This is a genomic window from Streptomyces sp. NRRL WC-3605 (genome assembly GCF_001509795.1).
Classification (GTDB): domain Bacteria; phylum Actinomycetota; class Actinomycetes; order Streptomycetales; family Streptomycetaceae; genus Streptomyces; species Streptomyces viridochromogenes.
The window spans coordinates 52,881-73,930 of sequence record NZ_LLZN01000046.1 but is presented as its reverse complement, the minus strand read 5'-3'; the positions used below and the strand labels follow the sequence as shown (position 1 = coordinate 73,930).

The following is a 21,050-nucleotide window of genomic DNA, read 5'->3' as shown; positions in this document are numbered from 1 at the left end:
AACTGTCAACGCTTGTTGGCCCATGCATGTTGGCCTACGGTTGTTGATATGAACGAGAGCAAGCCCCGGACCCCCCGCCGCTCCGACGCGACCCGCACGGCGATCCTCGAGGCGGCCCGCGAACGCTTCGCCGCCGACGGCTACGACCGGGCCACCATCCGCGCCATCGCCCGCGACGCGAACATCGACCCGTCGATGGTGATGCGCTACTACGGCAACAAGGAGGGCCTGTTCGCGGCGGCCGTGGCGATCGACCTGGAGCTGCCGGACCCGGCGGCCGTCAGCCGCGACACGGCGGGACAGGCGCTGGTGACCCACTTCCTGACGATGTGGGAGAAGAACGAGGTGCTCACGGCCCTGCTGCGGGTCGGCGCGACCAACGAGGCCGGGGCCGAGCGCATGCAGGGAATCTTCGCGGACCAGCTGCTGCCGCTGGCCCGGCGGGTGTGCCCCGACCCCGAACAGGCCCCGGCGCGGGCAGCGCTGGCGTCCTCACAGCTGCTGGGCCTCGCGCTCACCCGCTATGTGCTGCGCTTCCCGCCCGCCGTGGCGCTGTCCCCCGAGGAGATCGTGGCGTGGCTGGCGCCGACGGTGCAGCGGTACCTCACCGCGCCGCACCCGGCGTAGCGGCGGGAGCGAGGCGCACGCACGAGGGCGCCGGCCCTGGCCGGTGCACGCCTGTGCGTACCCGGAACGGGGCCGGCGCCCTCGACAGCGCGCGGCGGACTCGGAAGAGCTCGCGTCAGGCCGTGGCGTCGGCCTTGGTGGTGATGTTGGAGCTGGTCGGGTCCTTCTTCTTGTGCGACTTGTCCAGCACCATGACCAGGCCCGTGATGACCGCGAAGATCACGATCGGGGCGATCACGTACAGGGCCAGCGTCTCCATGACGCTCAGGCCCTGACCGGGGTCGTCGCCGTCGTCGCGCGTGAGCGCGAGGGCGGGGGACGACATCAGCAGCATCATCAGCGTCGTACCGGAGGCCAGGGCGCCGGCGCGCAGGGCGTTCTTCTTGTCCACGGGCCCAAAAGTACCGAACGCCGCCGGGGCCCGCGCGTCCGGGGGTGCTGTCAGGGGCCGGCGTCATGGCGGCCGGTGCCGTGCGGTGGACCGGACCGGGCGGTGTCCTCGCGGAGCACCTCCAGCAGCGCGCGGACCCGGGGCGAGGCCGTCAGCTCCTCCAGGGTGACGGGCCTGCCGTTCGCGTCGGCGATCGGCAGGCGCCAGTTGGGGTACTCGTCCCACGTCCCCGGCAGGTTCTGCGGGCGGCGATCGCCCACACCGTCCGGCAGCCAGACGCCGACCATGCGGGCCGGGGTGCGCAGCAGGAAGCGGTGCACGGCCCGGATGCCGGCCTCCTCGCCGATCTCGCCGATCTCGCGGACGCCCTCGCCGATCCCGCCCACTTCTCCGGCTTCTCCGGCTTCTCCGGCTTCTCCGGCCTCTATGGCATCTCCGGCTTCTCCGTCGCCGCCGTCCGTCAGTCCGAGCCGGGACAGCAGCTCCAGCCACTCGGCGGCGTCGGCCGCCGCCTCCGCGCGCTCCTCCTCCAGCGGGCGGGTCGACAGGCCGAGCCGGTCGCGCAGTTCGACGTGCTCGCCGGTGAGACGGGCCGCGGTGGGCGGCAGATCGTGGGTGGTGGCGGTGGCCAGGCAGTCGGCACGCCAGGATCCGGGCGGCAGCGGGCGGCCGTCGCCCTCCCAGTCCCGCTCGAACCACAGAACGGAGGTGCCGAGCACCCCGCGCGCCCGCAGCCGCTCCCGTACGCCGGGCTCCACGGTGCCGAGGTCCTCGCCGATCACCACGGCTCCGGCGCGGGACGCCTCCAGCACCAGGACGGCGAGCATGGCCTCGGCGTCGTAGCGGACGTACGTGCCCTCGGTCGGCGGCTCCCCCTCGGGCACCCACCACAGCCGGAACAGCCCCATGACGTGGTCGATGCGCAGGGCGCCCGCGTGGCCGAACAGGGCGCGCAGCAGCATCCGGTAGGGCTCGTAGCCCGAGGCGGCCAGCCGGTCCGGGCGCCAGGGCGGCAGCCCCCAGTCCTGGCCGCGCGCGTTGAAGGCGTCCGGGGGCGCGCCGACCGACATCCCGGCCGCGAAGTACTCCTGCTGTGCCCAGGCGTCCGCGCCGTCCGGGTGCACCCCGACGGCCAGGTCGTGGACGATCCCGACGGGCATCCCCGCCTCCCGCGCGGCCCGCTGGGCGGCGGTCAGCTGGGTGTCGGTGAGCCAGGCGAGCCGCCGGTGGAAGTCGACGCGGCCGGCCAGGTCGCGCCGCGCGCGAGCGGTCCCGGCGGACCGGGGGTCCCGCAGGCCGGCCGGCCAGCGCCGCCAGTGCGGGCCGTGCGCCTCGGCCAGCGCGCACCAGGTGGCGTGGTCCTCCAGCGCCTGCCCCTCGCGGGCGAGGAAGGCGGCGTACGCGTCCTGCCTCCCGGGGTCGAGCGGCACCTCCAGGACCAGTTCGAGCGCCTCGCGCTTGGCCTCCCACACGGCGTCCCGGTCGATCAGCGCGCCCTTCTCCAGCACCCCTTCGCGCAGCCGCGCGGCTCGTTCCAGCAGTGCGGCCACCCGGTCGCGGTCCTCGACCCGGGCGAACTCGGGGACGTCCTCGACCCGCAGATGGACCGGGTCGGGGAAGCGCCGGGAGGAGGGCCGGTAGGGGGACGGGTCGGTGGGCGGTCCGGGCACGGCCGCGTGCAGCGGGTTGACCTGGACGAAGCCGGCGCCGAGCGAGCGTCCGGCCCAGTCGGCGAGGGCGGCCAGGTCGCCGAGGTCGCCCATGCCCCAGGAGCGGCGGGACAGCAGGGAGTAGAGCTGGACGAGGAGTCCGTACGTCCGTCCGGGGGGTGCGGGCAGCCGGGGCGGGGCGACGACGAGGTGGCTGTGGGCGGTGCGGCCGTCGGGCGCGGCCGCGGTGAGCCGGTGCACGCCGGGCGGGAGCCGGACGGTGCCCTCGTGGGTCCCGCCCTGTTCGGTGGTGACGGTCAGCCGGGTGCCGGGCGGCAGCGCGTCGAGGGCGGGTGGTTCGGTGCCGCTCCAGCAGACCACCGTCGGGGGCAGCAGACGCTCGCGCAGGGCGCGTTCGCGGGCGTCGAGGGCCGCGGCGACGGCGGCCGGGGTGCTCGCGTCGACGCCCAAGGCGGTCAGCGCGCGGGTGAGGGCGGTGGCGGAGGCCGTGACCGTGCGGTCGGGGGACGGCCGGTAGGAGGGGGCGACGCCGTGCAGGTCGGCGAGCCGGGACAGATCGTCGGAGGGCGGGTCCTGGGGCTGTCCGGACCCTTCGGCAGGGATGTCGGCCGACCGCGTCTGTGTCATCTACGGCCTCGGGGCGCTCATGTCCATGTCCATACCGGTGTCCATACCCGGATCCACGTCCATGTCCCAGTAGGCGGCCTCACTCGTCAGCGGCACGGCGTCGGCGAGCGGCGGCTCGCTGGTGAGGGGTTCGGCGTCGGGGAGCGGAGGTTCGCTGGTGAGGGGGGTGACGGCGCGGGCGCCCTCGGCGCTGAAGACACAGGCGTGCGTGTCGGGCGCGAAGGGCGCCTCAGGTTTGGACAGGGCCGGAGCGGTGGGCACGGGGGCCTCCTGGGGTGTCGGTACGGCGGCGGGATACGGCAGCCCTACCCAGCGGGCGCGAAGGCAGACGTAACTCACGGGACAACGTGGTCTGGGTCACATCCATTCCGTCGCCCGGACGTGAACCGGCGCCGCCGGGGCCTCCGATAGAAGGGGTGTGAGACTGTTCCGCCCCATGGGGGGCCATCGGGAGAAGGACGAGGGGGACGGGGCCCTCCTGCGGGCCGTCGCGGCCGGCGACCCGGCGGCGATGGCCGCCCTGTACGACCGGCACGCGGGCTGGCTGCATGCCCGGCTCACCCGGCGCTGCGCCGACCCAGAGGTGGTGCGCGAGGTGCTCCAGGACACGTTCGTCACCGTGTGGCGGTCGGCCGGGGCGCACCGGGGCGAGGAGGCGGGCGGCTGGCTGTGGACCATCGCGGCCCGCCGGCTGATCGACGCGCGCCGGGCGCAGGAGCGGGCCGGACGGCTGGAGACCACGCCGATCGACACGGCCCCGGCCGGCGCCGGACCGGCCCTGTCAGCGCCCTCCGCGGAGGAGAGGGCGCTGACGGGGCTGGAGTACGGCGACGTGGGCACCGCCCTGAACCGGATCTCCCCGGAGCTGCGGGAGGTGCTGCGCGCCACGGTGGTGGACGGCCTGACGACCCGTGAGACCGCCCGGCTGCTCGGCATCCCCGAGGGCACCGTCAAGTCCCGGGCGATGCGCGCCCGCGCCGAACTGCGTGCCGCGCTCGCCCAGTTGACCCCGAACCCGATGGGAGGACCGGCATGACCGGCTGGCACGCACCCGACCGTCTGATCGCGGGCTACGCCGACGGCTCCCTGCCCGACGCCGACGCCTGGTCCCTGGAGAAGCACCTGGAATCGTGCGCCGCCTGCGCGGGCCGGGTGTCGCGGGCGGTACGGGCCACCGCGGCGGGACCGGTCCTGACCGACCTCAGGCAGGCGGTCCTGGCCGCGGCACCGCGGGCACCGGCGGCCGAGCCCAGGCCCCTGCGCGCCCCCCGTCTCCTGTGGGCCGCCGCCCCCGCCGTGCGCGGTGCCTGGCTGCCCGCCGTCCTGCTCGTGGCGCTCGGCGCGGTACTGCTCGCGCACGTCGCCGACTTCTCGGGAGCCCGCCCCCTGCTGCTGGCCGTCGCACCGGTCGTCCCGGTCGCCGGAGTGGCGCTGTCGTACGGCCGGCACGCGGACCCGCTGCACGAGCTGGCCGCGTCGACCCCGTCGGCAGGACTGCGGCTGGCGCTGGTGCGGACCGCGGTGGTCCTGGCGGTGAGCCTGCCGCTGCTGACCCTCGCCGGTGTCGTCGTGCCGTCCTCGGGCGCGCCGGGCGCCGCCGCCTGGCTGCTGCCCGGACTGACGCTGACGCTGGCCGCGCTGGCCCTCGGCGGCTGGCTGGGGCTGCGCGCGGCGACGGCGGTGACCGGCGGCGGCTGGCTGTGCGCCGTCCTGGCACCGGTGCTGGCGACCCCCGACGGCGCGGTCTCCCGGCATCTGTCGGACCAGCTCTCCCTCTATGTCGGCGGCGGCGCCGCGCAGGGCGGCTGGGCGGCGGCAGCGGCGCTGTGCGCGGCCCTGCTGGCGGTCCGGCGCACGGCGTACGACCGCCTCGAACGGCACTGACCCCCCGACCTCTCGGCTCTGGAGTTCCCTTGACCACCATTCAGGTGGCCGGTCTGCATGTCCGGCACCGCAGGACCGTCGCCCTCGACTCCCTCGACCTCGGCTTCGGCCGGGGCGTGCACGGGCTGCTCGGCCCGAACGGCGCGGGCAAGACCTCGCTGATCCGGGTGCTCGCCACGGTCGCCGCCCCGAGCGGCGGCCGGGTGCGGATGCTCGGCGAGGACATCGCCGACCCGCGCGGACGCACCGAGGTCCGCCGCAGGCTCGGCTATCTGCCGCAGGACTTCGGCTACTACCCGGGCTTCACCGTGCGCGAGTTCGTCGCCTACATGGCCTGGCTGAAGGAGATGCCGGCGGCGCGGACACCGGCCGCCGTGGAGCGTGCCGTGACCCGGGTGGGTCTGGCCGACCGGATCGACGTGAAGATCCGGACGCTGTCCGGCGGCATGGTCCGCCGCGTCGGCATCGCCCAGGCCATCGTCAACGACCCGGCGGTGCTGCTCCTGGACGAGCCGACGGCGGGCCTGGACCCGGAACAGCGCGTGGAGTTCCGCGAGCTGCTGCGCGAACTCGGCGCCGGGTCCACGGTCCTGGTCTCCACGCACCTGGTGGAGGACGTGGCGGCCGCCTGCACGGAGGTCACGCTCATCGCCGGGGGCCGGCTCGCCTACCGCGGCACCCCCGAGGCGCTGACCGCACTCGGCGCCGCCTCGGACGGCGTCGGCGACCACCCCATCGAGCGCGGCTACACGGCGGCCCTGCGCGCCCACCGCGAGGTGGCGGCCCGATGACGACGCTCATGGAGAGGAGACGCCCGGCCGCCGAGGCCGCCCCGCTGCGCCCGGAGTTCCGGAGCGGTTTCGCCCCGCTCGCCGGTGCCGCCGTCCTGCTCACGCTGACCGTCGCCCTCGCCGTGCCGGCGGAGAGCTGGCAGGGCGGCTGGGCGGAGACGCGGGACCGCACGCACGCGGCCGCGGTCCTGCTCGGCATCCCGCTGTCGCTGGCCGCTGGCTGCTGGCAGGGGGGACGGGAGCGCCGGCGCGGGACCGGCGACCTGCTGGAGACGGCCGTACGCGGTGCGCTCCCCCGCTTCCTGGCGTCGGCGGTGCCCGTCGCCGTCTGGGTGGCCGTGGGGCATCTCCTCGCCGCCGGGTGCGCGCTGCTGGCCACCTGGTACTGCGCCACCGGGGACAGCCCGTACCTGGTCGTCCCGCTCGGCGACTCGCTCCTCCTCGGCTGCGCGGCGCTCGCGGGCCAGGTGGTGGGCCGGGCCGTGCCCTGGCGGCTGGCCGCCCCGGTGCTGGCGACGGCCGGGTACGCCGTGCTCGGCTTCCTCTCCTACGACCACGACAACGCCTGGTCCGCGCTGTCCCCGCTGACCGACGCCTCCGCCGACCGGATGCCGGTGTGGTGGCAGCCGTGGGTGTCGGTGGTGTGGGTCGGCGGGCTGGCCGCGGCCGCGGTGCTGTTCCTCACCGCCCGCCGCCGGGCCGTCGCCCTGGTGCCGCTGGCCTGCGCGACGGCCGCCGCGGTCCTGCTGGTGGGGGCCGACGGGCTCACCCGACCCGCGCCGGTCGCCGGGCGCCAGGTCTGCGACACCTCCACGACCCCGCAGGTGTGTGTGAACGCCCGGTACGAGCGGCTGCTGCCCCAGATCGCCGAGGCCCTGTCCGGGCTGACGGGCCGTCTGGAGGGCGTGGACCACGTACCCGTCCGCTTCGAGGACCGCCGGGGCCGCCCGCGCGCCGACGAGGCCGAGCTGCCGATGGTCACCCCGCTCGGCTGGTCGGTCGTCCGGGGGAAGCTCACCGAGCCCGGGCAGTACGCCTGGGAGGCGGGGATGGCCCTCTTCAGCCGCGCGGACTGCGACGACACCGAACCCGCCGTCGCCCGCGCGGACGCCGCCGTGGAACACTACCTGGCCCCGAGTCCGCAGGAGAAGTACTTCGACGAGCTGGACGCCCGGGGTTCCGCGGCCGACCGCGCGGCGCTGAAGGACAGGCAGCGGGCCCGGGCCCGGCTGCTGGGGATGGCGCAGGACGAGCGCCGGGTGTGGCTGTCGGAGTACTTCGCGACGGCGGGCGACTGCGATCCGAGCGGGGTGCCGACCCTGTGACCAGCACCGGAATCGTCCTCTACGCCCGCTCCCGGGCCCTTCCGCAGACCGTCGCCGCGCTCGCCGCGACCACCGTGCTGGCCGTATGGGCGACCCACTCCCTGGACTCCTACCTCGACCCGGAACGCAGGGTCCCGGTGGTGGCCCTGGCCCCGCTGGTGGCCGCGACGGCCATCGGCTCCAGCCTGCACTCCGCCTCCGAGGAGCTGGACCGCACGGCGGTGCGTCCCTGGTGGCGCCGCCGGCTGACGCATCTGCTCTGCCTGACGGCGCTGGCCGCCGCGCTGCTCCCGCTCGCGGTCCTGTCCAGCGCGCAGATCTTCGGCCCGCCCGCCATGGTCCGCAACGTCCTGGGCTGCACCGGCCTGACGGCGGGCGCGGCGGTGGTGCTCGGCGCGCGGCTGAGCTGGCTGCCGGTGTTCGGCTACGTCAGCGCGATGTACATGGGGGTGTCGGGTCTGCGGGGCACCTCACTGCCCGCCTGGGCATGGCTGCTGGAGCCGGGTGCCGGCGGCGGCGCGTGGGCGACGGCCGCGGTGCTGTTCGCCCTGGGAGGCGGCGCGTACGCGGTGAAGGGGGCGCGCGGAACTCCCTGAGGAGCAGGCCGCGCCCCCGCGCGCCTGGGATACGCGAAGGCCCGGAACCTCAGGCAGAAATGCCGTCGATCCGGGCCAAGGCGTCATCCGCCCCATACGGTTGCAAGTACGGCAACCAGCGTGGGTCGCGATGCCCGGTGCCGATGATGCGCCAGGCCAGACCGGTCGGCGGAGCCGGTTTGTGGCGCAGCCGCCAGCCGATCTCGAACAGGTGGCGGTCGGCTTTCACGTGGTTGCAGCGCCGGCAGGACGCCACCACGTTGTCCCAGACGTGCTTCCCCCCGCGGCTGCGCGGGATGACGTGGTCGACGCTGGTTGCGACGCCACCGCAGTACATGCACCGGCCCCCGTCGCGCGCGAAGAGCGCCCTGCGGGTGAGAGGAACGGGCCCCCGGTAGGGGACGCGCACGAATCGCTTGAGCCGGACCACGCTGGGGGCGGGGACGGTGACGGTCGCGCTGTGCAGATAGGCGCCGGACTCCTCGAGGCATACGGCCTTGTTCTCGAGGACGAGGACGAGCGCGCGGCGGAGCGGTACGACGCCGAGCGGCTCGTACGACGCGTTGAGGACCAGGACATGCGGCACGGATGCCTCCTTGGGCGTCGGCGGCGCGTGGCTCGCGCCGGGACGATCTGTAGTCAGTTTCCCCTCATGCCTGGTGATGGCGCCACCATGTCCCGGTAACGGGCTGGGAGTGTTTTCGACCACATCCGATGCCTCCCCAGGGCGATGAACGGTTCATCCCACCAGTTCATCCCCACGTGAGCGGCCTTCCTCCCCCGAACATGGGGACGATGTGCGTGCGATGCCCCGATAGTGTGGTGAGCCTGCCCTGCCGGTGACCTTTTCGTGACCTTGGCCGACCTTGACCACTGCCGGCGGGGCGGGCCGCTGCACTGGAGGTACCCGCTGTGTCCCTGCCCGCCGTCCTGCAGGCCGCCGACGTCACGCCGTCGCCGGTCCCCTCGGAGACGACGACCCCGGCGGTCCCCTCGATCCGGGACGCCCACGAGAGCGCGGCCGAGGCCGCCACCTGGGTCGAGCAGAACTGGTCGACCTGGCTGGCGATCGGTCTGCGCGTCCTGCTGATCGTGGTGATAGCGGCGGTGCTGAGAGTCTTCGTGCGCCGCGCGATCACCAAGCTCATCGACCGGATGAGCCGCACCGCGCAGGCGGTGGACGGCACGGCGCTGGGCGGTCTGCTGGTCAACGCCGAGCGCCGCCGCCAGCGCTCGCAGGCGATCGGCTCGGTGCTGCGGTCGGTGGCCAGCTTCCTGATCATCGGCACGGCCGCCCTGATGGTCCTGGGCACCTTCGAGATCAACCTGGCCCCGCTGCTGGCGTCGGCCGGTGTCGCGGGCGTCGCCATCGGCTTCGGCGCCCGCAACCTGGTCACCGACTTCCTGTCCGGCGTCTTCATGATCCTGGAGGACCAGTACGGCGTCGGCGACACGATCGACGCGGGCGTCGCCTCCGGCGAGGTCATCGAGGTCGGCCTGCGTGTGACGAAGCTGCGCGGGGAGGGCGGCGAGATCTGGTACGTCCGCAACGGCGAGGTCAAGCGCATCGGGAACCTGTCGCAGGGCTGGTCGATGGCCGGGGTCGACGTCCAGGTCCGCGCCGACGAGGACCTGGACAAGGTCAAGGCCACCCTCGACGAGGTCGCCGAGAAGATGACGAAGGAGGAGCCGTGGAACGAGCTCCTCTGGGGGCCCGTCGAGGTGCTGGGCCTGGACAGCGTGCAGCTGGACTCGATGGTGGTGCGGCTGTCCGCGAAGACCATGCCGGGCAAGTCCGTGACGGTGGAACGCGAACTGCGCTGGCGGGTCAAGCGCGCCTTCGGCGCCGCCGACATCCCGATCATCGGCGGACCGGCGCCGGCCCCGGACGACACGCCCGCGGCCGACCCGAGCGCCGCGGTGGCGGCCCCCTCCGCCTACGCCAGCACCACCTCGCCGCAGTCCCTGGCGGCCACGCCGCTGACACCGCCCAGCGTGACGAAGTAGCGGCCCCGGGCCGCTTCGGTGCGTCCGGCACGCCGTGACCCGCCGGTTTGCCCCGGCGGCCCGGACTCGCTTGGATGCCGGGGGCGACGGCGGGCGGGAGGGGATGGTGAAGGCGACGGGCGAGCGGCCCCTGGGGCGGCCCTTCAACCGGCTGTGGGCCGCGTACGCGGTGAGCACGTTCGGCACACGGCTCGCCTTCGACGCCTTCGCGCTGATCGCGGTCCTCGCACTGCACGCCGGACCGACCGAGGTGGCGCTGCTGGCGGCCTCCGGGCTCGCGGTGGGGGCGGTGCTCGCGGTGCCGCTCGGCGCCTGGGTGGAGTTCCGCCCGAAGCGGCCGGTGATGATCGCGGCCGACCTGCTGCGGTGCGTGGCGCTGCTGAGCGTGCCCGTGGCGTACGCACTCGACGTGCTGAGCCTCGGCCAGCTGCTGGTGGTGTCGGTGCTGACGGCCGCCGCCGACATCACGTTCGGTGCGGCCGGCGGGGCGTTCCTGAAGTCCCTGCTGCCGCCGGAGGACCTGCTCGCGGCCAACAGCCGCTTCGAGGCGACGGCCTGGACGGCGACGGCGCTGGGCCCGCCGGTGGGCGGTGTGGCCGTCGGGGTCTTCGGGCCGGTGGCCACGGTCCTGGCGGACGCGGCGAGCTACCTTCTGTCGGCGCTGGGACTGCGGGCAGTGGGCGGGACGGAGGAGCATCCGAAGCGCCCCGAGGGCGGACGGGGCCCGCGGCTGGACGACCTGCGGGCGGGCTGGCGGCACATCCTCGGCCACGCCGTGCTGCGCCCGCTGTTCCTCAACACGGTCCTGGTGAACGCCCTGATCATGGTGGCGTCCCCGCTCCTCGCCGTGCTGATGCTGGGCCGGCTCGGCTTCACGCCCTGGCAGTACGGGCTGGCCTTCGCCGTGCCGTGCCTGGGCGGTCTGCTGGGTTCCCGGCTGTCCCGGCGGCTGGTCGCCCGGCACGGGCAGCGCCGGGTGCTGCTGGTGGCCGGCACGCTGCGCGCCTGCTGGTCGGTCGGCCTCGCCTTCGTGGGGCCGGGCACGGCCGGTCTGGTGCTCGTGATGGCGGTGGAGTTCGGCCTGATCACCAGCTCCGCGGTGTTCACCCCGGTGCTCGCCACCCGGCGCCTGGAGGGGACCCCGCCGGACCGGGTGACCCGCACCCTGACGGCGTGGTCGATCACGAGCAAGGCGGTGACGGCCGCGATGACCGCGCTGTGGGGCGTGCTGGCGATGCTGACGGGCCCCCGGGCCGCGATCGCGCTCGCCGGTGTCCTGCTGCTGGCGACGCCTCTGTTGCTGCCCTGGCGTGAGCGGACGCCCGCCCCGCGTCCCGGTGCCACGGCCCCCGGCGCGCCGCGGTCCGGCCTCCCCGGCTGACGAGCAGGTCCCGCCGAAGCGAATCCCTTGACTCCGCCTTCCCCACCGGCTTAGCTTCCTCCGCAGCGGATAGGAAACTTTCCTAACAGTGATCACGCGAGGCGTCCGGGATGGACGTCACCCGGTGATCACTGGGAAGCTGGGCAGCCGAGAGGCAGGTGTCGAACCCCATGGCAGGAACCGCCGGTACGCCGGGCACCCCGCGCGTCCTGCGCGCCATGAACGACCGCGCCGCCCTGGACCTCCTGCTGGAGCACGGGCCGCTGTCGCGCACCCGGATCGGCAAGCTCACCGGCCTCTCCAAGCCGACCGCCTCCCAGCTGCTGGCCCGCCTGGAGGCCGCCGGGCTGGTCCTGGCCACCGGCACCACGGAAGGCCGGCCCGGCCCCAACGCCCAGCTGTACGAGGTGAACGCGAAGGCCGCGTACGCCGCCGGCCTCGACGTCACCCCGGAGCGCGTCCTCGCCGCCGTGGCCGACGTCACCGGCCGCACCGTCGGCTCGTACGAACTGCCCACCCCCGGCAGACGGCCGGCACAGCCGGTCGTGCGGCAGGTCACCGACGCCCTCGACGGGGCGGTGAAGGCGGCAGGCCTGACCCGGGCCGACGTCCACCGGCTCGTCATCGGCACCCCCGGCGCCTTCGACCCCAACACGGGCCGCCTGCGCTACGCCTCCCACCTGCCCGGCTGGCACTCCCCCGCGCTGCTCGACGAGCTCGCGGCGGCGCTGCCGATGCCGGTCGAGTACGAGAACGACGTCAATCTCGCGGCGGTGGCCGAGCAGCGGCTCGGCGCGGCCCGCGGCCACGAGGACTTCGTGCTGCTGTGGAACGAGGGCGGTCTCGGCGCCGCCCTGGTCCTCGGCGGCCGGCTGCACCGCGGCTGGACCGGCGGCGCGGGCGAGGTCGGCTTCCTGCCCGTGCCGGGCGCCCCCCTCGTCCGCCAGGTGACCAAGGCCAACAGCGGCGGCTACCAGGAGCTGGCCGGCTCCCAGGCCGTGCCCCGGCTCGCCCGTGAACTCGGCGTCCCGGACATCCCGTCGGGGCCGTACGCCGAGGTGGCCGCCGCCCTCGTCGAGCGGGCCGCCGCCCGGGACGACGGCCCCCACCGGCAGCTCCTGGAGACCTACGCGACCCGGCTGGCCACCGGTCTGGCCTCCCTGGTCTCCGTCCTCGACCCGGAACTCGTCGTCCTCAGCGGCGCCTCGCTGACCGCCGGCGGGGACACCCTGCGCACCCTCGTCCAGGACGAGCTGGAGGAACTGGCCGCGGCCCGGCCCCGGCTCGTCGTCGGCGAGGTCCGTGAACACCCCGTGCTGCGCGGCGCGCTCGAGAGCGCCCTCGCCGCCACACGCGACGAGGTCTTCGACACCTCGCGCTGACCCGCACCCCGCTCCCGCACCACCACCCACACCCACCCCGTCCCGCCCTTGGGAGACCTCGCCATGCCCGGAAAGTCCAGGAAAGTCATATCCTCGATGTCCCGCCGGTCCGCCGCGGCCCTCGCCGCGTCCGCCTCCCTGGCCCTGCTCGCCACGGCCTGTACGGGCTCCTCGGAGGCCGGCGCGCACGACGACCCGAACGCGCGCTCCACGATCACCTTCTGGCACGGCTGGAGCGCGCCCGCCGAGGTGAAGGCGATCCAGGCGAACGTCGACGCGTTCGAGAAGGCCCACCCGAACATCACGGTGAAGGTCGTCGGCAACATCAACGACGACAAGCTCAACCAGGCGCTGCGCGCGGGCGGTTCGAACGGACCCGACGTGGTGTCGTCGTTCACGACCTCCAACGTCGGCAAGTTCTGCTCCTCCGGAGCCTTCCTCGACCTCAAGCCCTTCATCGAGAAGTCGAAGCTCGACCTCGGCAAGCTGATCCCGAAGCCGATGCTGGACTACACCCAGTTCGAGGGCACGCGCTGCGCCCTGCCGCTGCTCGGCGACGCCTACGGGCTCTACTACGACAAGGACGCCTTCGAGAAGGCGGGCATCGAGTCCCCGCCGAAGACGTGGTCGGAGTTCGCGAAGGTCGCGAAGAAGCTCACGAAGACCAAGGGCGACGGCTACGAGCAGCTCGGCTTCATGCCGACGTACCACGGCTACGAGACGGTCGTGGACCACTACATGGCGCAGTGGGACCACGCCTACTTCGGCCACGACGGCAAGTCCTCCGTCGCGAAGGACCCGGCGTTCGCCGAGATGTTCACGTACCAGAAGAAGCTCGTCGACGACCTCGGCGGCTTCACCAGGCTGGAGAAGTACCGCAACACCTTCGGCGACGAGTGGGGCGCCAAGCACCCCTTCCACACCGGTCAGGTGGCCATGCAGCTCGACGGCGAGTGGCGGCTCGGCATGGCGAAGGACGCCGGCGCGGACTTCGAGATCGGCACCGCGCCGATGCCCGTGGCCGACGACGAGGTGGACGAATACGGCAAGGGCTTCCTCTCCGGCACGATCATCGGCATCGCCCCGCGCAGCGAGAAGCAGAACGCGGCCTGGGAGCTGGTGAAGTACCTGACGACCGACACCGCGGCCGTCGTGTCCTTCGCCAACGCCATCCACAACGTGCCCTCCACCTTCGAGGCGCTGAAGTCGCCCGATCTGAAGGTGGAGCCCGGCTTCAAGACCTTCCTCGACATAGCGCAGAACCCGCACTCCAACACCCCGCCGGCGTCCGTCAACGGCTCGACCTACCAGACGACGCTGCAGGACTTCGGCTTCCAGTACGAGTCCGGCAAGGTCACGGATCTGAAGGCCGGCCTGGAGAAGACCGCCCGGCAGATCGACCGCGACATCGAGCAGGCGAAGTAGCCCCCGATGGCGACGCACACACTCCGCGCGAAGCGCCGCAGGTCGGCGCTTCGGACGGTGGCCTTCCTGTCACCGTGGCTCATCGGGTTCGGCGTCTTCTTCGCCTATCCGCTGGTGTCCACCGTGTACTTCTCGCTGATGAAGTACGACGGCTTCGGCACCCCCGTGTTCCGGGGCCTGGACAACTGGTCCTACGTCTTCCAGGACTATCCGATGTTCTGGCCGGCGCTGCGCAACACGCTCTGGCTGGTGCTGGTCATGGTGACCTGCCGGGTGGTGTTCGGACTGGGCGTCGGGCTGCTCATCACGAAGATCAAGACCGGTGTCGGGGTCTTCCGCACCCTGTTCTACCTGCCCTACCTCGCCCCGCCGGTCGCCGCGACGCTGGCCTTCGTCTTCCTGCTCAACCCCGGCACCGGCCCGGTCAACTCCGTGCTCGGCGACCTCGGTCTGCCGGCGCCAGGCTGGTTCACGGACCCCGCCTGGTCCAAGCCGGCCCTCACCGCGCTCGCGCTGTGGGGGGTGGGCGACCTCATGGTCATCTTCATGGCCGCCCTGCTCGACGTGCCGAAGGAGCAGTACGAGGCCGCCGAGCTCGACGGCGCCTCGGCCTGGAAACGGTTCCGCTACGTGACCCTGCCGAACATCTCGCCGATCGTGATGTTCGCCGTCGTCACCGGCGTCATCCAGACCATGCAGTACTACACACAGCCGCTGGTCGCCGGGAAGGTCGCCTCCGGTGTCATCGGCGGCTCCGGCCAGCAGTTCGAGCCGGGCTACCCCGACAAGTCGACGCTGACCCTTCCCCAGCTCGTCTACAACCTCGGCTTCCAGCGCTTCGACTACGGCTCCGCCTGTGTGGTCGCGCTCGTCCTGTTCGCCCTCGCCATGGCGTTCACCGCGCTGCTGATGCGGCGCCGGGGCGGACTGATCCAGGCAGGTGACTGACCATGACCCAGGTGCTGGAACGACCGGTGCGGCCGGCCGCCCCGACCGCCGCCGAACGCACCGCGCGCCGCCGGGCGGTGCTGGAGTGGATCGCCGTGCACTCCCTGGGCGTCGCGGCCGCCCTCTTCTTCGTCCTGCCGTTCGTGTTCGTCGTGCTGACCTCGCTGATGAGCGACCAGCAGGCGCTGACCCGGGACCTGATCCCGCGGACCTGGGAGTGGGGCAACTACGCCCAGGTCTTCGACACCCCCGGCTTCCTCACCTGGTGGCGCAACACGCTGCTGTACGCCGGGCTCGGCACGGTCCTCACCGTCGTCTCGTCCGTCCCGGTGGCGTACGCGCTCGCCAAGTTCCGCTTCCGGGGCCGGAATCTGACGCTCATGCTGGTCGTCTCGATGATGATGCTGCCGCCGCAGGTCGTCATCATCCCGATGTACCTGTTCTGGGCGAAGCAGCTGGACCTGTCGGGCACCCTGTGGCCGCTGATCATCCCCATGGCGTTCGGCGACGCCTTCTCGATCTTCCTGCTGCGCCAGTTCCTCACCACCATCCCCGACGAGTACCTGGACGCGGCGAAGGTCGACGGCTGCGGCGAACTGCGCACCCTGCTGCGGGTGGTGCTGCCCATGGCGAAACCGGGTATCGCCGCAGTGGCCCTCTTCCAGTTCTTCTACGCCTGGAACGACTACTTCGGGCCGCAGATCTACGCGTCCGAGAACCCGGGCGCCTGGACCCTGTCGTACGGACTGGAGTCGTTCAAGGGGGCGCACCACACCGACTGGAACCTCACGATGGCAGCGACCGTACTGGTCATGGCCCCCGTGATCCTCGTGTTCTTCTTCGCCCAGAAAGCGTTCGTAGAGGGCGTCACGCTCACCGGAGTAAAGGGCTGAATCTCAAGTGAAACTCACCGTGGTCGGCGGAGGCTCGACCTACACGCCGGAACTCATCGACGGCTTCGCGCGCCTCCGCGACACCCTGCCCATCGAGGAACTGGTCCTGACGGACCCGGCGACGGACCGTCTGGAGCTGGTCGGCGGCCTCGCCCGCCGTATCTTCGCCCGCCAGGCCCACGCCGGGAGGATCACCACGACGACCGACCTGGACGCGGCCGTCGACGGGGCCGACGCGGTCCTGCTCCAGCTGCGCGTGGGCGGCCAGGCTGCCCGGCAGCAGGACGAGACCTGGCCCCTGGAGTGCGGCTGCGTCGGCCAGGAGACGACCGGTGCCGGCGGCCTCGCGAAGGCCCTGCGGACCGTGCCGGTCGTCCTGGACATCGCCGAGCGGGTCCGGCGCGCCAACCCGGGCGCCTGGATCATCGACTTCACCAACCCGGTCGGCATCGTCACCCGCGCCCTGCTCCAGGAGGGGCACCGGGCGGTCGGCCTGTGCAACGTGGCGATCGGCTTCCAGCGCAAGTTCGCCGCCCTCCTCGGCGCCTCCCCCGCCGACATCCACCTCGACCACGTCGGCCTCAACCACCTCACCTGGGAGACCGGGGTGCGCCTGGGCGGCCCCGAGGGCGCGGACGTCCTGCCGAAACTGCTCGCCGAGCACGGCGACGCCCTCGCCGCCGACCTGCACCTGCCCCGCGTCCTGCTGGACCGGCTGGGCGTGGTCCCGTCCTACTACCTGCGCTACTACTACGCCCACGACGCGGTCGTCCGGGAGATGCGCACCAAGCCGTCCCGCGCCGCCGAGGTGGCCGCGATGGAGCGCGAACTGCTCGCCCTGTACGCCGACCCGGCGCTCGACGAGAAGCCGGAACTGCTGTCCAAGCGGGGCGGGGCGTACTACTCGGAGGCGGCGGTGGACCTCGCGGCCGCCCTGCTGAACGGCGCCGGCAGCCCCTACCAGGTGGTGAACACCCTCAACCGGGGCACGCTGCCCTTCCTCCCCGACGACGCGGTGATCGAGGTGCAGGCGGCCGTCGGGCAGAACGGCCCGGCGCCACTGCCCGTGCCCCGCCTCGACCCGCTGTACTCGGGTCTGATGGCGCAGGTGACCGCCTACGAGGACCTGGCGCTCTCCGCCGCCCTGCACGGCGGCCGCGACCGGGTGTTCAAGGCGCTCCTCGCCCACCCCCTCGTCGGCCAGTTCGAGTACGCCGAGAAGCTCACCGACGAGCTGATCGCACACAACCGGGAGCACCTCGCGTGGGCATGACCGCACGTGTCCTCGCCGTCGACGCGGGCAACAGCAAGACCGACGTCGCCGTCGTGGCGGACGACGGCACCGTCCTGGCCACCGCCCGCGCGGGAGGCTTCCGGCCGCCCGCCGTGGGCGTCGCGCAGGCGATGGACACCCTCGCCGGGGCCGTGGAGGAGGCGTTCACGGCCGCCGGCGTCACCTCCGTCGACCACGTCTCGGCCTGTCTCGCCAACGCCGACCTGCCGGTGGAGGAGGAGACCCTGGCGGCCGCGCTGCACGCACGCGCGTGGGGCACCCGCGTCGAGGTACGCAACGACACCTTCGCGATCCTGCGCGCCGGGGTCACCGAGCCCCGCGGGGTGGCCGTCGTCTGCGGTGCCGGCATCAACTGCGTGGGCATGCGCCCCGACGGGCGCACCGCCCGCTTCCCGGCGCTCGGCCGGCTCTCCGGGGACTGGGGCGGCGGCTGGGGCCTGGCGGAGGAGGCTCTGTGGCACGCGGCCCGCGCGGAGGACGGGCGGGGCGCGGCCACGGCCCTGGCCGGCACGCTGCCCGCGCACTTCGGGCTGCCCTCCATGTACGCGCTGATCGAGGCCCTGCACCTGGGGCACATCGCGGAGCGGCGCCGGCACGAGCTGGCCCCGGTGCTCTTCGCCACGGCCGCCTCCGGCGACCCGGTCGCACGCTCCCTCGTCGACCGGTTGGCCGACGAGGTGGTCACCCTGGCGACGGTCGCCCTGACCCGGCTGGGCCTGCTCGGGGAGGAGACCCCGGTCCTGCTGGGCGGGAGCGTCCTGGCGGCCCGCCACCCCCAACTGGACGACGGCGTACGGGACCTGCTGGCTGCCCGCGCCCCCAAGGCCGTACCTCGGGTGGTGGCGGCGCGTCCGGTGCTGGGCGCGGCCCTGCTCGGGCTGGACGCGGTGGGCGCCCCCGAGGAGGTGCACGCCCGGCTGCGGCGGCACTTCGAGCGGTAGCCCGTGTTCCGGGGGGGGCGCTTCCCCCGAGCGCTCCCGGGGCACGCCCCCGCACTCCCCGGCCGCCCGGCGCGACGAGGTGGAACCGAACCGATTCCCACGGCGTTCTCATGGGCAGGGGGTGGTGCGGGGGCGTGTTCGGCGGTGCCGGGAGCCGGGGCCGCCGCCGTGACCGGACCAAGATCGGGCGAGGCCGGTGCGGATGCCGTTCCGGGCGGCGATACTGGCCCGCGACGGATGGCCATGGGGGAGGTCAGCATGACACGGACACCGGGCGGCAGCGCGCCGCCACCACCGGGCAAGGACCCGGCCGCGCGCGTGCCGACGCTGCCGTCCGTGCCGGCCCAACCGGGGCCTCCCGCGCCCGAGTCGGCGCCCGCCCCCGCCGCGCCCGCGTCCGTCCCGCGCGCCCGCCGCACCGCGTTCGCGGAGGGCTTCGACCAGCTCCGGGCCGCCGCGACGACCGAGCCGGGCCGGCTGCGCATCCTGGGGGCCGTCCTCGCGCTGCTCGTGGTCGCGTTCGGCGCCGTCGCCGCCTGGCAGATGACGGAGCGTACGGCCGCCGCCGACGACGTCCTGAACCGCAGCCAGCCGCTCAGCTCCGACGCCGCGGACATCTACCGCTCCCTGGCCGACGCGAACACCGCGGCGGCCAGCGGCTATCTCGCGGGCCTCCAGGAGAAGCCGGCGACGCGCGCGACCTACGAGAAGGACATCCGCACGGCCGCCGCGAAGCTCGTCACCGCCGCCGCCAACTCCGAACCGGGCTCGGCCTCGGCCGGGACGATCGCTTCGCTGAGCCGGCTGCTGCCCGAGTACAAGGGCCTGGTGGAGACGGCGCGGGCCAACAACCGCCAGGGCTACCCCGTGGGCGGCGCCTATCTGCGCGCGGCGAACGAGATGATGCAGCAGCGGATGCTGCCGGCCGCCGAGAAGCTGTACCGCACGGAGAACCAGCGCCTGGGCGCCGACTACGCGGACGCGCGGTCCTTCCCGTGGGCCTCGCTCGGCCTCGGCGTGCTCGCGCTGGCCGCCCTGGGGTGGGCCCAGCACCGCACCTACCGGCGCACCAACCGGGTCCTCAACCACGGTCTCGTCACGGCGACGGCGACCGCCACGGTCGGCCTGCTGTGGCTGACGGTGAGTCACACCGTGGCCCGCGCGGGCCTGGACGACTCCTACGAGCACGGCGTGCGCTCCCTGACGGTGCTGCACGAGGCCCGGATCGCCTCCCTGACCGCCCGCAGCGACGAGAACCTCACCCTGGTCCGCCGCGGCGCCGACACCCGTGCCCTGGAGGACGGCAGCGTGGCGGACGCCTACGAGTGGGGCTACGACCATCAGATCGACGCCCTGCGCACGGCGCTCGCGCGCGCGGCGGACCTCGCCGACGACGCCGCGGGCGGCAAGCCCGTCCGGGACGCGAACGGCTTCATGAAGGTCTGGAAGGACCGCCACGACCTCGCGCGCGCGGACAACGACTCCGGGAACTACCAGGCGGCCCGCGACCGCGTCATCGGCGCCGCGAAGGAGCCGACGAGCGTGTGCTTCGACAACGTCGACAAGGCACTGGCGACCGCGCTCACCCACGAGCAGGGCGAGTTCCGGCGGGCCGCGGGCGGCGGCCTGGACGCGCTGACGGGCGTTCCGGCCGGCGCCGCCGTCCTCGCGGTGCTGGGCACGGCGGGCGCGGTCCTCGGCATCGGCCGCAGGCTGTCGGAGTACCGGTGAGAGGGGGCGGGACGATGAACGCACACGCCGGCGCCCGTGACGGCTCCGCGCAGCCGTGGCGGCGCCTGCGGGCGGGTCTGCGCGGCTGGGGCGGCGTCGGCGCGATGGCCCTCCTGTGCGCCCTGGCGGTGACCGTGGCGCTGCTGCTGCCCCTGTCCCAGCCTGCGGGCGACAGCGACCCGGCCGGGCACCGCGTCACCCACGCCGGGCAGGCCAGGGCGGAGAGCTGCGAGGACCCGCAGGACCGGAGCCTGTCGCCGTCCGGCGGCGGGAAGAGCCCGGTCGTCGACGCGATCAAGGCCCGCGAGGACCGGCGTCTGGTCGTCGGCGTCGACACCAACAGCTACCGCTGGGGCTACCTCGACCCGAACAACCCCTCGGGCGAGCTGGAGGGGTTCGACATCGACCTGGTCCACCGGATCGCCGAGGACATCCTGGGCGACCGCGACGCGGTGCGGTTCAAGGCCATCCCGACCAGCCGGCGGATCGAGGCGGTCCAGAAGGGCGAGGTCGACATGGTCGTGCGCACCATGACGATCACCTGTGCCCGGCTGGACGAAGTCGCCTTCTCCGCGCCCTACTTCGTCACCGGCCAGCAGGTCCTCGCGCCCAAGGCCTCGCAGATCACCGGGTTCGACAAGTCCCTGGCGAACCGCAAGGTCTGCTCCGCCGAGAGCTCGACCGCGTACGACAACCTCGAAGCGGGCAGGAAGGAAGGCGTCCTGCCCGCCTCCACCGACATCCGCACCACCGTCCCCAACCAGCTCGACTGCCTGGTCAAGCTGCAGCTCGGGGAGGTCGACGCGGTCGTCACGGACGGCGCGCTCGCGGCGAGCCAGGCGGCGCAGGACCCGGCCGTCGAGCTCAAGGGCGGGCTGTTCACCGACGAATACTACGGAGTGGCGATGAAAAGGGGATCCGACGATCTGGTCCGCCGGGTCAACCGGATCCTGGAGGACTACGTCGAGGACGGCGGCTGGGCGGCGTCGTACGAGAAGTGGCTCCACCCGACCATGGACACGGACGGCAGGAAGTCGGCGTCGGCGACCCCGCCGGAGGCCCACTACGCGTAGGCGGCCCGCGGCGCGGGACGGCACGGACGAGCGACTGACGGAACTCAACGCAGCGAGAGGTGAT

At 73.6% G+C, this 21,050-nt stretch carries 20 protein-coding genes; 16 read left to right on the top strand and 4 right to left on the bottom strand.

All coding sequences use genetic code 11. The features are described 5' to 3' along the window. The first annotated feature begins 48 nt into the window (after window positions 1–48). Window positions 49–627, top strand: a complete 579-nt coding sequence (locus tag ADL34_RS12030) for a TetR family transcriptional regulator (protein ID WP_062666204.1) — start codon at window positions 49–51, stop codon at window positions 625–627. Between the two features lie 115 nt (window positions 628–742). On the opposite strand, the gene ADL34_RS12025 is transcribed toward ADL34_RS12030, so the two are convergent. Genes ADL34_RS12025 through ADL34_RS12015 form a run of 3 tightly spaced genes read right to left on the bottom strand, consistent with a single transcriptional unit; the run spans window position 743 to window position 3,576 of the window. After that, window positions 743–1,018 carry a hypothetical protein gene (locus tag ADL34_RS12025; RefSeq protein WP_062666202.1) on the bottom strand — a complete coding sequence of 92 codons (276 nt, stop codon included), beginning with the start codon at window positions 1,016–1,018 and terminating at the stop codon, window positions 743–745. Window positions 1,019–1,068: 50 nt separating this feature from the next. Continuing rightward, entirely contained in the window at window positions 1,069–3,315 is a 2,247-nt protein-coding gene (malQ, locus tag ADL34_RS12020; protein ID WP_062666200.1) for a 4-alpha-glucanotransferase, read from the bottom strand. Further along, window positions 3,316–3,576: a hypothetical protein gene (locus ADL34_RS12015; protein ID WP_062666199.1), complete on the bottom strand. Its 261-nt coding sequence runs from the start codon at window positions 3,574–3,576 to the stop codon at window positions 3,316–3,318. Between the two features lie 175 nt (window positions 3,577–3,751). On the opposite strand from ADL34_RS12015, the gene ADL34_RS12010 reads away from it, so the two are divergent. From ADL34_RS12010 to ADL34_RS11990, 5 genes are read left to right on the top strand one after another with little or no spacing between them, the layout of a single operon-like run. Then, window positions 3,752–4,351, top strand: coding sequence for an RNA polymerase sigma factor (locus ADL34_RS12010; protein ID WP_062666197.1), 600 nt, complete (start codon window positions 3,752–3,754; stop codon window positions 4,349–4,351). After that, entirely contained in the window at window positions 4,348–5,199 is an 852-nt protein-coding gene (locus ADL34_RS12005) for a zf-HC2 domain-containing protein (protein ID WP_062666195.1), read from the top strand. Before ADL34_RS12010 ends, ADL34_RS12005 begins: the two co-directional genes overlap by 4 nt. A gap of 29 nt (window positions 5,200–5,228) precedes the next feature. Further along, a complete protein-coding gene (locus ADL34_RS12000; RefSeq protein ID WP_234375000.1) occupies window positions 5,229–5,990 on the top strand; it encodes an ABC transporter ATP-binding protein in 762 nt (253 codons plus the stop codon). After that, window positions 5,987–7,315, top strand: coding sequence for a hypothetical protein (locus ADL34_RS11995; RefSeq protein WP_062666192.1), 1,329 nt, complete (start codon window positions 5,987–5,989; stop codon window positions 7,313–7,315). The genes ADL34_RS12000 and ADL34_RS11995 overlap by 4 nt, the downstream gene beginning before the upstream one ends. Continuing rightward, window positions 7,312–7,911, top strand: coding sequence for a hypothetical protein (locus ADL34_RS11990; RefSeq protein WP_062666190.1), 600 nt, complete (start codon window positions 7,312–7,314; stop codon window positions 7,909–7,911). Before ADL34_RS11995 ends, ADL34_RS11990 begins: the two co-directional genes overlap by 4 nt. A gap of 49 nt (window positions 7,912–7,960) precedes the next feature. On the opposite strand, the gene ADL34_RS11985 is transcribed toward ADL34_RS11990, so the two are convergent. Beyond that, window positions 7,961–8,497: an HNH endonuclease gene (locus tag ADL34_RS11985; protein WP_019760491.1), complete on the bottom strand. Its 537-nt coding sequence runs from the start codon at window positions 8,495–8,497 to the stop codon at window positions 7,961–7,963. 326 nt (window positions 8,498–8,823) lie between these two features. Here ADL34_RS11985 and ADL34_RS11980 point away from each other — a divergent pair, with 326 nt between their 5' ends. From ADL34_RS11980 to ADL34_RS11935, 10 genes are all read left to right on the top strand, one after another. Beyond that, window positions 8,824–9,918, top strand: a complete 1,095-nt coding sequence (locus tag ADL34_RS11980) for a mechanosensitive ion channel family protein (RefSeq protein WP_062666188.1) — start codon at window positions 8,824–8,826, stop codon at window positions 9,916–9,918. Window positions 9,919–10,021: 103 nt separating this feature from the next. Next, entirely contained in the window at window positions 10,022–11,299 is a 1,278-nt protein-coding gene (locus ADL34_RS11975) for an MFS transporter (RefSeq protein ID WP_062666186.1), read from the top strand. Between the two features lie 170 nt (window positions 11,300–11,469). Continuing rightward, the gene (locus tag ADL34_RS11970; RefSeq protein WP_062666184.1) at window positions 11,470–12,681 is read left to right on the top strand and encodes an ROK family transcriptional regulator; all 1,212 of its coding nucleotides are present in this window, start codon (window positions 11,470–11,472) and stop codon (window positions 12,679–12,681) included. Between the two features lie 96 nt (window positions 12,682–12,777). Further along, entirely contained in the window at window positions 12,778–14,106 is a 1,329-nt protein-coding gene (locus tag ADL34_RS11965) for an ABC transporter substrate-binding protein (RefSeq protein WP_062666182.1), read from the top strand. A 6-nt stretch (window positions 14,107–14,112) separates the two neighbouring features. Further along, window positions 14,113–15,054, top strand: a complete 942-nt coding sequence (locus ADL34_RS11960; protein WP_062666181.1) for a carbohydrate ABC transporter permease — start codon at window positions 14,113–14,115, stop codon at window positions 15,052–15,054. Window positions 15,055–15,056: 2 nt separating this feature from the next. Further along, window positions 15,057–15,947, top strand: a complete 891-nt coding sequence (locus ADL34_RS11955; RefSeq protein ID WP_062666179.1) for a carbohydrate ABC transporter permease — start codon at window positions 15,057–15,059, stop codon at window positions 15,945–15,947. 7 nt (window positions 15,948–15,954) lie between these two features. Further along, window positions 15,955–17,220: a 6-phospho-beta-glucosidase gene (locus ADL34_RS11950; RefSeq protein ID WP_062666178.1), complete on the top strand. Its 1,266-nt coding sequence runs from the start codon at window positions 15,955–15,957 to the stop codon at window positions 17,218–17,220. Continuing rightward, window positions 17,211–18,182 carry an N-acetylglucosamine kinase gene (locus tag ADL34_RS11945; protein WP_062666176.1) on the top strand — a complete coding sequence of 324 codons (972 nt, stop codon included), beginning with the start codon at window positions 17,211–17,213 and terminating at the stop codon, window positions 18,180–18,182. The genes ADL34_RS11950 and ADL34_RS11945 overlap by 10 nt, the downstream gene beginning before the upstream one ends. 258 nt (window positions 18,183–18,440) lie before the next feature. Continuing rightward, the gene (locus tag ADL34_RS11940; protein ID WP_062666275.1) at window positions 18,441–19,913 is read left to right on the top strand and encodes a hypothetical protein; all 1,473 of its coding nucleotides are present in this window, start codon (window positions 18,441–18,443) and stop codon (window positions 19,911–19,913) included. 14 nt (window positions 19,914–19,927) lie between these two features. Next, the gene (locus tag ADL34_RS11935) at window positions 19,928–20,986 is read left to right on the top strand and encodes a glutamate ABC transporter substrate-binding protein (RefSeq protein ID WP_062666174.1); all 1,059 of its coding nucleotides are present in this window, start codon (window positions 19,928–19,930) and stop codon (window positions 20,984–20,986) included. The last annotated feature ends 64 nt before the right edge of the window (window positions 20,987–21,050 follow it).

What these genes read in the sequence shown, in the direction of transcription:
- ADL34_RS12030 (WP_062666204.1), top strand. Translation starts at nt 49, where the DNA reads ATGAACGAGAGCAAGCCCCGGACCCCCCGCCGCTCCGACGCGACCCGC.
- malQ (WP_062666200.1), bottom strand. Translation starts at nt 3,315, where the DNA reads ATGACACAGACGCGGTCGGCCGACATCCCTGCCGAAGGGTCCGGACAG.
- ADL34_RS12010 (WP_062666197.1), top strand. Translation starts at nt 3,752, where the DNA reads ATGGGGGGCCATCGGGAGAAGGACGAGGGGGACGGGGCCCTCCTGCGG.
- ADL34_RS12005 (WP_062666195.1), top strand. Translation starts at nt 4,348, where the DNA reads ATGACCGGCTGGCACGCACCCGACCGTCTGATCGCGGGCTACGCCGAC.
- ADL34_RS11995 (WP_062666192.1), top strand. Translation starts at nt 5,987, where the DNA reads ATGACGACGCTCATGGAGAGGAGACGCCCGGCCGCCGAGGCCGCCCCG.
- ADL34_RS11975 (WP_062666186.1), top strand. Translation starts at nt 10,022, where the DNA reads ATGGTGAAGGCGACGGGCGAGCGGCCCCTGGGGCGGCCCTTCAACCGG.
- ADL34_RS11970 (WP_062666184.1), top strand. Translation starts at nt 11,470, where the DNA reads ATGGCAGGAACCGCCGGTACGCCGGGCACCCCGCGCGTCCTGCGCGCC.
- ADL34_RS11965 (WP_062666182.1), top strand. Translation starts at nt 12,778, where the DNA reads ATGTCCCGCCGGTCCGCCGCGGCCCTCGCCGCGTCCGCCTCCCTGGCC.
- ADL34_RS11960 (WP_062666181.1), top strand. Translation starts at nt 14,113, where the DNA reads ATGGCGACGCACACACTCCGCGCGAAGCGCCGCAGGTCGGCGCTTCGG.
- ADL34_RS11955 (WP_062666179.1), top strand. Translation starts at nt 15,057, where the DNA reads ATGACCCAGGTGCTGGAACGACCGGTGCGGCCGGCCGCCCCGACCGCC.
- ADL34_RS11940 (WP_062666275.1), top strand. Translation starts at nt 18,441, where the DNA reads ATGACACGGACACCGGGCGGCAGCGCGCCGCCACCACCGGGCAAGGAC.
- ADL34_RS11935 (WP_062666174.1), top strand. Translation starts at nt 19,928, where the DNA reads ATGAACGCACACGCCGGCGCCCGTGACGGCTCCGCGCAGCCGTGGCGG.